The organism is Sphingobium wenxiniae (assembly GCF_007830065.1).
GTDB classification, from domain to species: domain Bacteria; phylum Pseudomonadota; class Alphaproteobacteria; order Sphingomonadales; family Sphingomonadaceae; genus Sphingobium; species Sphingobium wenxiniae.
In genome coordinates this window covers 1-12,021 of sequence record NZ_VLKK01000002.1, presented here as the reverse complement: position 1 = coordinate 12,021, position 12,021 = coordinate 1, and the positions used below count along the sequence as shown (strand labels likewise).

10 protein-coding genes are annotated in these 12,021 nt (G+C 63.4%); 2 read left to right on the top strand and 8 right to left on the bottom strand.

The features are described from left to right. Positions 1–69 precede the first annotated feature (69 nt). Positions 70–1,221 (top strand): epoxide hydrolase family protein, encoded by a 1,152-nt coding sequence (locus tag IQ35_RS02490; RefSeq protein WP_021246109.1) that lies wholly within the window; start codon positions 70–72, stop codon positions 1,219–1,221. 153 nt (positions 1,222–1,374) lie between these two features. Here the strand turns inward: IQ35_RS02490 and IQ35_RS02485 are convergent, their stop codons facing one another. Beyond that, a complete protein-coding gene (locus IQ35_RS02485; protein WP_145071884.1) occupies positions 1,375–2,844 on the bottom strand; it encodes an aldehyde dehydrogenase family protein in 1,470 nt (489 codons plus the stop codon). 318 nt (positions 2,845–3,162) lie between these two features. Here IQ35_RS02485 and IQ35_RS02480 point away from each other — a divergent pair, with 318 nt between their 5' ends. Next, positions 3,163–3,666 (top strand): 2,4'-dihydroxyacetophenone dioxygenase family protein, encoded by a 504-nt coding sequence (locus IQ35_RS02480; protein ID WP_021246111.1) that lies wholly within the window; start codon positions 3,163–3,165, stop codon positions 3,664–3,666. A 51-nt stretch (positions 3,667–3,717) separates the two neighbouring features. Here IQ35_RS02480 and IQ35_RS02475 read toward each other — a convergent pair whose 3' ends face one another. From IQ35_RS02475 to IQ35_RS02445, 7 genes are all read right to left on the bottom strand, one after another. After that, positions 3,718–5,538, bottom strand: coding sequence for a response regulator (locus IQ35_RS02475; RefSeq protein ID WP_145071883.1), 1,821 nt, complete (start codon positions 5,536–5,538; stop codon positions 3,718–3,720). Then, a complete protein-coding gene (locus tag IQ35_RS02470) occupies positions 5,528–6,403 on the bottom strand; it encodes a CheR family methyltransferase (protein ID WP_145071882.1) in 876 nt (291 codons plus the stop codon). Before IQ35_RS02470 ends, IQ35_RS02475 begins: the two co-directional genes overlap by 11 nt. Beyond that, complete coding sequence (locus tag IQ35_RS02465) at positions 6,388–9,471, bottom strand: response regulator (protein WP_145072054.1); 3,084 nt, start codon at positions 9,469–9,471, stop codon at positions 6,388–6,390. The genes IQ35_RS02470 and IQ35_RS02465 overlap by 16 nt, the downstream gene beginning before the upstream one ends. A 303-nt stretch (positions 9,472–9,774) precedes the next feature. Further along, complete coding sequence (locus tag IQ35_RS02460) at positions 9,775–10,380, bottom strand: helix-turn-helix transcriptional regulator (RefSeq protein ID WP_021246115.1); 606 nt, start codon at positions 10,378–10,380, stop codon at positions 9,775–9,777. Between the two features lie 113 nt (positions 10,381–10,493). After that, entirely contained in the window at positions 10,494–11,354 is an 861-nt protein-coding gene (locus IQ35_RS02455; RefSeq protein ID WP_158636563.1) for a sulfotransferase domain-containing protein, read from the bottom strand. Between the two features lie 157 nt (positions 11,355–11,511). Further along, complete coding sequence (locus IQ35_RS02450; protein WP_145071880.1) at positions 11,512–11,796, bottom strand: hypothetical protein; 285 nt, start codon at positions 11,794–11,796, stop codon at positions 11,512–11,514. Positions 11,797–11,801: 5 nt separating this feature from the next. Beyond that, the coding region (locus IQ35_RS02445) for an ATP-binding protein (RefSeq protein ID WP_158636562.1) at positions 11,802–12,021 on the bottom strand (220 nt) is incomplete at its 5' end.

Genomic DNA, 12,021 nt, shown 5'->3' with positions numbered 1-12,021 from the left:
GTCGATCATCTTGCTGCGCATCGCACTATAAGGCAATAACGCCCGGCCGGCCTTAAGGGAGAGAGTGGCATGAAGCCTTTCAGCGTGACGTGGACGGAAACGGAAATCGATGCGCTCAGGCGGCGTCTGGCGGACAGCATGGTGCCGGCCGCTCCCGAAGGAGCGGGCTGGACGATCGGCTGCGACCGCGATTTTCTGCTGCGCTTCCGCGACTATTGGATCGATGGCTACGACTGGCGGGCGGGCATGGCCTCGCTCAACCTTTATCCCCAGTTCATCGCGGAGGTGGACGGCCTGCCGATCCATTTCATCCATGTGAAGGGCGAGGGGGAAGGGAACCGGCCGCTGCTGATGACGCATGGCTGGCCTGGTTCCCATTATGAATTCTGGGACGTGATCGAAAAGCTGGCATTCCCGTCGCGCCATGGCGGCCGGGCGTCCGATGCGTTCGATCTGGTGATGCCCAGCCTGCCCGGCTATGCCTTCAGCGGCAAGCCCGCCCAGCCGATGGGGCCGAAGGCAACCGCCGCCCTGTGGGACAAGCTGATGACGCAGGTGCTCGGCTATCCCGCTTATCTGGCGCAGGGCGGCGATTGGGGCAGCGTCGTGACCGCCAATCTCGGCCTCAATCATAGCGCGGCGGTGCGCGGCATCCACCTCAACATGGTGGCGCTCCGCTCCGAACTGCCGCCGCAGAATGACGCGGAAAAGGCGTGGGCGCAAAAGTCGATGCTCGCCTACCAGATGCTGAGCGGATACAGCATGGTGCAGATGATGAAGCCCATGTCGCTGATCTATCTGGGGGCCGGCAATCCCCTCGGGCAGGCAGCGTGGATATTGGAACGCTTCCATGACTGGGCGGATCTGTCGGAAGGCGATCTGGAATCGGTCTTCGGTCTCGATCACCTCGTCACCAACATCATGCTGTATGTGATGACGGGCAGCTTCGAAAGCGCGATTCTGTACTATAACGGCCTGGCCCGGGAAGGTCGGCTGGATCTTCCGGCGGGCAGCAAGTGCAACGTGCCGCTGGGCATAGCGGCCTTCCCCGGCGACGCGCTGCTGCCTGTTCCGCCGCGCAGCCGGGTGGAACTCGTCGCCAGCGACCTGATGCATTGGACCGATATGCCAGGCGGCGGCCATTTCGCCGCCATGGAAAAGCCCGACCTGTTCGCCGCCGATGTCGCGGCGTGGGCAAATAAGGTCTGGCCGGTTTCCTGAACTTAAACGGCTCGGTGCAGATCGTCGGCCTTACAGCCCGCCGGACGCGGGCTGGTGCGGTTGGATCAGAATATCAGGACAAGCCGGGCCGGATCAGATCATCAATCGCATCGCGGGGGAACTCGAAGCTGTCCGGGTTCCCCCCCCGCGCGATCAGGCCGGTTCCGCTTCGAGGGACACCGTCTTGGTCTGAAGATACTCCTCGAAGCCCTCCAGCCCCATTTCGCGTCCCAGGCCGCTTTGCTTGTAACCGCCAAAGGGAGCATCGGCGCCGAAATAGGCGCTCTTGTTGATGGCGACGGTGCCGGTGCGGATACGCTTCGCAACGGACAGGGCGCGCTGCGGATCGGCGGACTGCACCGCGCCGCTGAGGCCATATTTTGAATCATTGGCGATCCGCACGGCATCATCGTCGTCATCGAAGGGAATGACCACCAGCACCGGGCCGAAGATTTCCTCCTGCGCGATCCGCATCCCATTGTCGACATCGGCGAACAGCGTGGGCTGGACATAATAGCCGCCGGTTTCGGTCAGCGCGGCGCTGCCGCCCGCCACCAGTCGCGCGCCCTCCTGCTTGCCGGTTTCGATATAGTTCAGAACGCGGTCATATTGCGCCCTGGACACAAGCGGACCCATGATCTGTTCCATCGAATCGGGGTCGCCATAGGGCATCGCCTCGAACATCGCCTTGAGGATGGCGACGGCTTCGTCATAGCGTGAGCGGGGAACGAGCAGGCGGGTCGTGAGGGCGCAGCCTTGCCCGGCGTGGAAGCAGACGCCGACGCCGCCTTCCAGCGCCTGCGGAAACTGCGCGTCGTCGAGGATGATGTTCGCCGACTTGCCGCCCAGTTCCAGAAAGACGCGCTTCAGCGTCGGCGCTGCCGCCTCCATGATGCGCTTGCCCACGCCGGTCGAACCGGTGAAGGAAATCACGTCGACGCGTGGATCGGCAACGATCTGTTCTCCCGGCGCCGCCTTGTCGCCGCTGGTGAGAACGTTGAATATGCCGGCGGGCAGCCCGGCCTTTTCAGCGGCCTCGCCCATGAAAGCCGCGGCCCATGGCGTGTCGGGCGCCGGCTTCAGAATGACGGTGCAGCCCGCGGCCAGCGCCGTCACCACCTTGGCGACATTGATCTGCATCGGCACGTTCCAGGGCGTGATCGCGCCGACGACCCCGGCCGCTTCCTTCAGCACGAGACGGCGGCTCGGCATGCCCAGGGTGGAATCAACGCCCAGGTCGCGCTGCCATTCGAATTGCTCCACCATGCCTATCGTCCATCCGATCATCTCGATGGGCTTGTCGAGGTGGAGCATGTGCGACATGAGGCGCGTGCAGCCGGACTCCGCCATGATACGGTCGCGCCAGTCGTTCGCGCTGTCCTGCATGGCCTTCTGCCAACGACGCAGCGCCTCGATCCGCTTGGGCAGGTTGGTCGGCCAGTCGGTGTCGTCGAACGCCCGCCGGGCGGCGGCGATTGCCTCATCCACGTCGCTGGCGGTCGCGTCCGCCGCCTGACCGACGATCTTGGCGTTGACCGGCGATTCGACATCGAAGGTGCGGCCGCCTTCGGCCGGTCGGAGCTTGCCGTCGACATACAGCAGCGATGTGGGGAAATCAGGCATCGGACATCTCACCATTGGTTGTTGGCATGTGGCCCCGGTATCGGCGGTATGCGGACCCGAGATTCTCACGAATGATGGAGGGATATCGCTGGACGGGGAAAATACAACCTGCCGTCTACCCACGCCTGCCATGGCAAAAAGATCGGGTACAGCCTATGATGGCCGCATTTCAAGGCGAACGGGTCAGTTCAGCTTTTGGAAGAGCCTGCCCCCGCATGTTATCGATCACATGGGTGATAGGGTTGCCCGATCGAACACAAGGAGCTTCGCGCGCGGGAAGACTAGGCGCTAGGAGCGGAGCCGATAGAGGAGACGCACATGAACAAGGTTGCGAAGGATTTCAAGCCGACCGGCCTGGCCGGTCTGCACCTGCCCAAGGACGTGGTTATCAAGATCCCCGAGGCTGACAGCCCGCAGTGGGTCCAGCGTCCGGCCGGCCACTGGTATCTGCCGCTGATGTTCGATGTCGCGGGCGGCGTCACGGTGAACGTGCTGCGCTATCCGACGCCGGGCGTGGTGGGCCGCCACGTCCATGACGGCCCCGTTTACTCCTACACGATCGAGGGGAGCTGGTATTATCCCGAGCATAGCTGGACCGCGGAGGCGGGCAGCTTCGTCTGGGAACCGACCGGCGACATCCATACCCTCACCGTCAAGGAATCCATGATGGCGCTCTACGTCATGCACGGCGGCCTCATCTCGGTCGACGAAAATGACAAGCCCATCGCCTATGACAATTGCCTCAGCCTGCTCGGCTATTGCGACCAGTGGTATCGCGACCATGGCATGGGCGAGGATTATATCAACCAGTTCATCCGGTAATATGGCGCGGTGGACAGGCGGGTTGCGGCCTGCCCGATCCACCGCCTTCTCTCATGCCGAACATCGGTCGCCGCGAAAGAGCCGGGCTATCGCGCCGAGCAGCTGCTCCCTGTCGAAAGGTTTGTCGACGACCGGGATATGCCGGAAATCGGCGGGCAGATGATCGCTGCCATAGCCGCTGACGAACAGGAACGGAATGGAACGCCCGGTCAGGGCCCGGGCGATTTCGTCCGCCGGTTCCCCCTGCAGATTCCCGTCGACAAGCGCACCGTCGAGATCGGCGTGCGCGATGATCTTCAGGGCCTCCCCGACGCTGGCTGCGGTTCCCGTCACCTCCATCCCCGCATCCTCCAATATCGCGGTAAGCTCGAAGGCGATCAGCGTTTCGTCTTCCACCAGAAGAAGGCGCTTGCAGGTCCGATCCGCCTTGATCCTTTCGGGGGCCTGCCTGTTCTTCTCCACGCTCGCCGCAGGCGGATGGTCCTTCGCGCCTTTGGGCGATGCGAGATAGGGGAGGGTCAGCGTCCATCCCATTCCTTCGGAGCCATAGCGCGGCTCCGCATGGCCCCCGTCGGCCCGCAGGCTCCGTTCGATAAGGGCGGTGCCAAAGCCCTTGCGCCGCGGCGGCGCCACCGCCGGCCCGCCGCTCTCGGCCCAGTCGAGCGTCAGCCGCCCCTTGGCCACCCGCCATTCCAGACGCACCCGGCCTTCGGGCACTGACAGCGCCCCATATTTGTGGGCGTTCGTCACCAGTTCATGCAGCACCAGCGCCAGGTGAAGCGCGGGTTCGGGCTGCAAATCGATATCCGGCCCGGCTGCTTCGAACCGCTCCGCGTCGATGGAGCCGATGGACAGCTGGCCCTCGATCAGCCCCTTGAGGCTCGCGCCCTGCCAGGTGGCCCCGCTCAGCAGCGAATGGGCGCTGGCCAGCGAATGAATCCGGCCCATGAATGTGGAGGCGAACTCCGAAGGCCCCGCCGAATGGCGCAGCGTCTGGCTGGCGATGGCCTGCACCGAGGCAAGCGTGTTCTTGACGCGGTGGTTCAGCTCTCCGATCAGCAGCTTTTGCGTTTCCTCCGCCCGCTGCCGGTCGGTGACGTCAAGGATCTGGAGGTTGATGGAAAACAGGCGTCCCTCCGGATCGCGCAAGGCCGAGCAATAGCATTCGCAAACCAGCGGCAGGCCCTCCGCCGTATGGAAACGCAGCGTGCGGATGGTGCGCGGCAGCGCGCCGGCGATCACCTCCTCCATGAGGGTGGAGAAACTGTCCGCCTCGTCATCATGGAGCCATCCGACTTCACCGGCGTCGAAGCCCGCTATCTCGGCGGTACGAAAGCCGAACAGCCTTTCGGCGCTTTTCGACCAGCTGATGATGCGCTGCTCCGCGTCCAGTTCGACCAGCGCGAGCGGCGAATTGTCGCCATGGGCGGTGAGGCGCGCCAGCGCGGCGGCATGTTCGTCGCGCTGGCGCGCCAGTTCCAGCCGCTGGCGGAACAGCTCCACGAAAATGTCGACCTTGTTGCGGACGATCTGCGGATCGACAGGTTTCAGCAGATAGTCCACCGCGCCCGTCTCATAACCGCGAAAGCGGCGCCGTTCATCGGTCGCGACGGCGGTCAGGAAGATGATCGGCACGCGCCGGGTCCGTTCCGTGCCTCGCATCAGTTCGGCCAGCTCGAATCCGTCCATCCCCGGCATCTGGACGTCGAGCAGCGCCAGCGCCACGTCATGGACCAGCAGCAGTTCCAGCGCTTCCATGCCCGAACGCGCCTTGAGCAGTTCCAGCCCGTCGCGCTTCAGCAACGCCTCCAGCGCGGCGAGATTTTCCGCGACATCGTCGACGGCGAGCACTTTTACGGCGTCAGGCTGCACGGCTGGCCTCCATGAGAGCGCGATTGTTCCGGCGGAATATCTTCTCCGCTATGTCGAAATCGGCAAATCCGTCCGAATGGCGGGAAAAGCGCAACGTCTCCTTGGCGCCCAGTCCCAGAAAGCCGCCCCGCACCAGCGAGCGGCCGAACAGGCCCAGAGCGCGATCCTGGAGATCCCGGTCGAAATAGATCAGCACGTTCCGGCTGGAGACGAGCTGCACTTCCGAAAAAACCTCGTCGCTCGCCAGATTATGCTCGGCGAAAACGGTGCGGCGTCGCAGCGACTTGTCGAACACCGCCGCGCCATAGCCGGCGGTATAATAGTCCGACAGCGATGAGCGGCCGCCCGACCGGCGATGGTTCTCGGTAAAATGAGCGATATGGTCGAGGCTGTATATGCCCGCCTCCGCCCGTTGCAGGGCCGCCGGGCTGATGTCCGTGCAGTAGAAGATGGTGCGATCCTCCAGTCCTTCCTCCCGGAAGAGGATGGCCAGCGAGTAGAATTCCTCGCCATTGGCGCAACCGGCGATCCAGACCTTGAGCGAGGGATAGGTGCGCAGATGAGGAATCACCTTTTCGCGCAGGGCGCGGAAATAGGCCGGGTCGCGGAACATCTCACTCACCTGTATGGTGAGGAAGCCCATCAGTTCGGCAAAGGCCTTGCGGTCGCGCAGGATGCGATGCTGCAATTCCGACAGGCTCGCGCAATCGAAGCGATGCTGCGCACGGAGCAGGCGGCGTTGCAGCGAGCTGCGGGAATAGCCGCGGAAATCATAGTGATAATGCCGCCAGATCGCCTCCAGCAGCAAATCGAGTTCGATTTCCTCGTGCGGCTCCACGGCCCGCTCGATCAACGCGGCATCCATACCCGCACCAGGCTGAGCAGCTTGTCGACGTCCAGGGGCTTGGCCAGATAGTCATTGGCGCCCGCGCTGAGGCATTCCTTCTGGTCGCGCTCCATCGCCTTGGCGGTCAGGGCGATCACGGGAAGGTTCGCTCCCCAGGGACGCGCGCGAATCTCGCGAGTGGCGGTGAGGCCGTCCATTTCCGGCATCATCACGTCCATCAATACCAGATCGATCGGATGGCCGTCGGCGCGCGCGGCTTCGTCGAGCGTGCTGAGCGCTTCGCGGCCATTGCGGGCGATACGGACATTGACTCCATGCGGTTCGAAAATGCTCGTCAGGGCGTAAACGTTCCGGATGTCGTCCTCGACCACCAGAATATTCCTCCCCTCCAGCGTCTGATCGCGGTTGAGGGATTTGGCGATCAACTGCTGCTGCGATTCGGGCAGCTCGGACACGACCTGATGCAGGAACAGCGTCACCTCGTCGAGCAGCCGTTCGGGCGACTTGGCCCCCTTGACGATGATGGACTTGGAATATTTGCGCAGCCGCAGTTCCTCGTTCGGGCCAAGGTCCCGCCCGGTATAGACGATGACGGGCGGGAAACCGACATTCTCGTCGACGCTCAGCCGTTCCAGCAGATCCAGGCCCGACGCGTCGGGCAGGTTCAGGTCCAGCACCATGCAGTCGAATGTGTCCTGGCCCAGCATGTCGAAACATTGCGCGGCGCTATGGGCCTCCACCGTTTCCACGTCGCGTGAGGCAAGCAGCAGCTTGATGCTTTCGGCCTGTTGCGCGTCGTCCTCGACCACCAGGACCCGGCGCATCCGCTGGGCCATCTGCGCTTCCAATCCCTCCAGCATGTCGACCAGCTGCTCGCGTTTCACCGGCTTGAACAGATAGCCCATCGCGCCGCTCGACAGCGCCGCCTGGCTGTCGTCGTCGACCGACACGACATGCACCGGAATATGACGGGTCCGCACGTCGCGCTTGATCCGGTCCAGCACGGACAGGCCCGTGTGATCGGGCAGGTTCATGTCCAGGATCACCGCGTGCGGCACATATTGCCGGGCCAGCAGCGCGCCTTCGTCGGCGGTGCCGGCGATCAGGCACTGGAATCCCTGCTCATGCGCGATCTCGCACAGGATGCGCGCGAAGACCGGATCGTCCTCCACGATCAGGATGACGCGGCTGTCGCCCGCCAGCCGTTCCCGGTCGTCGGACGCCGCCGGCCTGGAGGGCGGACGGACCGGCGAAATCCCTGATGGGCGGGGTTCGGCCGGAGCGCGCGGGTGTATCCGCGAGGACGCGGAATCGAACCGTTCGGGCAGCAGCAGGGAAAAGACGCTGCCCGTTCCTTCCGTGCTTTCAACCATGATCTCGCCGCCCAGAAGGCGCGCCAGTTCCCGCGAGATGGAGAGGCCAAGGCCCGTGCCGCCATATCTTCGGCTGGCGGTGCCGTCCGCCTGACGGAACGCTTCGAAGATCAACTGCTGCTGATCCACCGGGATGCCGACGCCCGTGTCGCGGACGCTGAAAGCCAGCCGCCCATCCTCGCGCCGGTTGACCGAAAGCGTGATTTCGCCCCGTTCGGTGAACTTGACCGCGTTGGAGAGGAAATTCTTGAGCACCTGCTCCAGCCGCTGCGGATCGGTTTCGATCTCCGGCGCGTCGGCGCTGATCTCCGTGCGGAAGGCCAGTCCCTTGTCCGCGGCCGACGGGCCGAACACCGCCTGCAACTTTTCGGCGATCGGAGCCACGCGGACGCGGCGGGGCTGAAGCTCCAGCTTTCCCGCCTCGATCTTCGAAATATCCAGGATGTCGTTGATGAGCGTGAGCAGGTCGTTGCCCGACGTCTCGATCGTCTCGGCATGGCGGACCTGCTCGGACGTCAGGTTGCCCCCACGATTTTCCGCGAGCAGCCGCGCCATGATGAGCAGCGAATTGAGCGGCGTCCGCAGTTCATGGCTCATGTTCGCCAGGAATTCCGACTTGTAGCGGCTGGCCTGTTCGAGTTCCTCGGCTTGGTTCCGGAGCGAAGTCTGGGTGCGGGTGAGGTCGTCGCGCTGGATTTCAAGCTGGCGGGCCTGCTCCTCCAGCCGCGCATTGCTTTCCTCCAGCTCGCTCTGCTGCGTCTCAAGCCTGGCGGCGGCCTCCTGCAACTGGCGGCTTTGCGTTTCCAGTTCGTCATTGTTGGCGCGCAATTCCTCGCTCTGCGCCTGCAATTCTTCCGCCTGCTGCTGCGTTTCTTCCAGCAGTTCCTGCAAGCGCGCGCGATATTTGCCGGACCGGATGGCGACGCCAAGCTGATCGCCCACCCGCGCGAGCAATTGCCGCGCGGGCCGGGCGGCGTCCTTCGGCAGGCCAAGCTCGATCACGCTGTTGACCATGCCATCGGCCGTGGCGGCGACGATCAGCAGGTTTTCCGGCTTGGTCTGGCCAAGGCTCGATCCGTAATAGAGATAATCGTCGGGTACGCTTTCCAGAAGGAAGGACCGCCCCTCCCGCGCCGCTTCGGCAAGCAGGCCGTCGGCTTCCCCGAAGCGCTCCGGCACCGGCGCTCCGGCAGGCACGCCATAGGTGGCATAGCGGCGAAAACCGTCCCCGTTGCGAATGAACAGCGCCCCGGCCCGCGCGCCCAGATAGTCCGCCAGAAAGCCAAGGGCGCTGTGTCCCAGTGCTTCCAGCGGCTGTTCTCCGCCGACCGCTTTCGCCAGTCCGACCTGTCCCTTTTGCAGCCATTCTTCCTGGCCGACCGCATTGCGATTGCGGATGAAGAAAAATCCCAGGACGCCCAATATCCAGGTGACGCCGACGCTCAATATCCGGTTCAGCAACGCCACCGAAGGATCGATCCCCGTCGGCGCCATGGAAAAACCGACGAACGTCAGCAGCGTCGCGAGGGCGGCGACGGCCAGCGGCGCCTGCGGGCGAAGCGCAAGATAGGACAGCACCGCCGGCAGCAGATAGGCGACCCACACGGCCGTCCCCAGCGGAAAGACCAGATCCGCCAGAAAGGGCAGGACAAGCAGGACAAGGAGAAGGGTGTAAACGGTGGCGGTTCGGGATCGGTCGTTCGCAAAAAACATCGTCACTCTCGTCTGTCTGGCCCTTCGCGGGGATAGCTGCGGCAAAGACGCAATTCGAACAATAGTTCCCTTTGTCCGCTCCCATGGAGCATCCGGCGACCGCCGGCGAAGAATGGACACTGGTTCCGCGGCTCTAACGGCGGGCGAAGAGGATTGCACTGATCCAGGTTAGTTATGTCGGCATGGGGAACCCCCGGTTCGTAGCCGCGATCGTCTGGGATGCGCCGGGGCGGAAGCTTCCGCCCCGGTTTTCGTCAGTCCGCTTTCAGCGCTTCCGTCCGCGCCTTCTACGAAGCCCACCTTCTACGAAGCCCAGTCGCGCAGCTCTCCTGCGAAACCATTTTGTATGGCCCAGATCGCGGCCTGGGTCCTGTTCGCCAGGTTCAGTTTTCGCAGGATGGTCTTTGCATGGACCTTGACGGTCGCTTCGGTGATGTTGAGTTCGCGGGCGATACGCTTGTTCGCGTGGCCATGCGCCAGGCAATGCAGGATTTCGATCTCCCGCGTCGACAGCGGGTTCTGGCCGGCTTCTCCCTGCCCGGCCGCTTTTCCTCCGGCGGCGGACGCGTCCATGGCCTTGGCGGGGCGTTCCCGGCCGAGACAATCCAGCAGCGGCGTCAGCGAAGCGGGAAGCATCGATCCATGGGAATAATCATATATCAACAGCAATCGGGTGCTGGTGAGATGGCGAAGCAACAGTCGGCAGGCGAAGATGCTCTGCTGTTCGTCCGTCAGGATCAGGATGACGATCTGGTCGGGAACCTTCCCGACATCCGCCAACAACGCAAGGACCTGCGACAGGGACCAGACGGCGATCCGATGCGCGCCGCCTCCCAATTGCGTCTGGAGGCTTTTGCATTTTTCCTCTGGCCCAATGACGGAAATCTTGAAGTGGCTGCCCCAATACATGTCGCCAGTTCCAATATCGTGCCTCGTGTCAAATAGTAGTTTGAAAACAAGGACGGAACAACGATATTTTTACTGGCCGGCGGGCATGTCCCTTCCGGGATTTTCTGCCGCTTTCATCCGGCCGTCACGGCATGCTTGTATCGGGCAAGTCGGGGGTCGAGATGCCGGGCGATATAATCGTCCAGAAACGCGCAGTCCCGCGGGGAAAGGACTTCCCGATAACCGCCGATCCTGCCGCTTCGCACCTTGTAGGATTGGGGGTCGGCCACATCGCCGGGCCGCAGGCGGACATGCCCGACCTCCCCCGCCCGTTCCATCCGGCGCATCGCCTCGAAGGAAGACAGACGGATCGCCTCGGCGATATTGTCCTCGCTGACATCCCCCGCGCCCACGAATGCCAGCGCCGCGCGGACAGCCGCGTGCGGCTGGGCGTGCAGATCCTCGTAGGTCAGCAGCAGCGATTCCCGTATCTGGTGCAGGTTGCGCATCCAGCTGTTGAGAAAAGCCACCAGCGAGGCGATGCCGCCCGCCTCCTGCCGGATGAAGGCATCGATTGGCCCGTCATAGGCGCGGACCCGCTTGGTCATTTCATAATAGAGCGATACGATGGTGTCGCGCGGATCGCGCACGAGCAGGATGGTCTTCTTGTTGCGGTATCTCTGCCCGTCCCAGCCTATGGCGTCCACATGGTTGAGATGGGCGTTCACGTCATGGGTGAACAGCAGTCGGGGAACATTGGGATCGAGCATCCACATCAGGTGGACGGACGTGGGATCGACCGCCCGCGTCCCGAACTGGAGCTGTAAGGCGGTGCCCAGCATGGTGCGGAACCAGGTGCGTCCGCTTTTGGGAAAGGACACGACATAGGCGTCGGTCGTCCAATGCCTGTATCTGTCCACGACCCATTCGGGCGCCAGCCGGCCAATGCTCTTGCCGAAGGATCTGTGAAGCGATCGGATGCTGTTCGCCGGCACGTGCGAGTCTCCCTGTCCGTCTGCGTTCAAGGTTGTTGCGGCGATCACGCGCCGCCATCCGCAGGCTAGCCAAGGGTTCGCCCCGCCGCGAGCGCGCCGACGGGCTACCCCCTTTGCACAGGCCCCCTTTGCACAGGCCCCCTTTGCACAGGCCCTGTCATTTGGCCCCCAGCAGCAGGGTGATGTTGGACGGCTCGGCATCGTCCATGTCGCCCGCGTCCCTGGCCTGGATCACGCGATGCAGCGTCGGCGCGATGCCATAGGCTTTGTGCGCCTGGGAACCGGGGAAAATCACGACGTCGTCCTGGCTTATGGGCAACGGCAGCCACTGCCCGTCGACGAAAATCTCGGTGTGTTGATTTCCACTGAGAGTTGACCCGGGATTTTCATCGAGAAGTGACCCGGTTGGAAGGTATGTCCCGCTATGCGGGTGGTGGGTCAAGCGGGTTATTTTTCCTTTCGTGATTTGGGGTCCGCGGCGCTGGCCCTGAACCGAAAGCTGTCATTGCCGGTCTCGAGGATGTGACAGTGGTGGGTGAGCCGGTCCAGCAGAGCCGTTGTCATCTTGGCATCACCGAACACGCCAGCCCATTCGCTGAAGCTGAGGTTGGTGGTGATGACGACGCTGGTGCGCTCGTAAAGCTTGCTCAGCAGGTGGAACAGCAGC

Bases quoted from the DNA above. Each gene is read 5' to 3' on its own strand.
- IQ35_RS02490 (WP_021246109.1), top strand. From the start codon at position 70: ATGAAGCCTTTCAGCGTGACGTGGACGGAAACGGAAATCGATGCGCTC.
- IQ35_RS02485 (WP_145071884.1), bottom strand. From the start codon at position 2,844: ATGCCTGATTTCCCCACATCGCTGCTGTATGTCGACGGCAAGCTCCGA.
- IQ35_RS02480 (WP_021246111.1), top strand. From the start codon at position 3,163: ATGAACAAGGTTGCGAAGGATTTCAAGCCGACCGGCCTGGCCGGTCTG.
- IQ35_RS02470 (WP_145071882.1), bottom strand. From the start codon at position 6,403: ATGGATGCCGCGTTGATCGAGCGGGCCGTGGAGCCGCACGAGGAAATC.
- IQ35_RS02465 (WP_145072054.1), bottom strand. From the start codon at position 9,471: ATGTTTTTTGCGAACGACCGATCCCGAACCGCCACCGTTTACACCCTT.
- IQ35_RS02460 (WP_021246115.1), bottom strand. From the start codon at position 10,380: ATGTATTGGGGCAGCCACTTCAAGATTTCCGTCATTGGGCCAGAGGAA.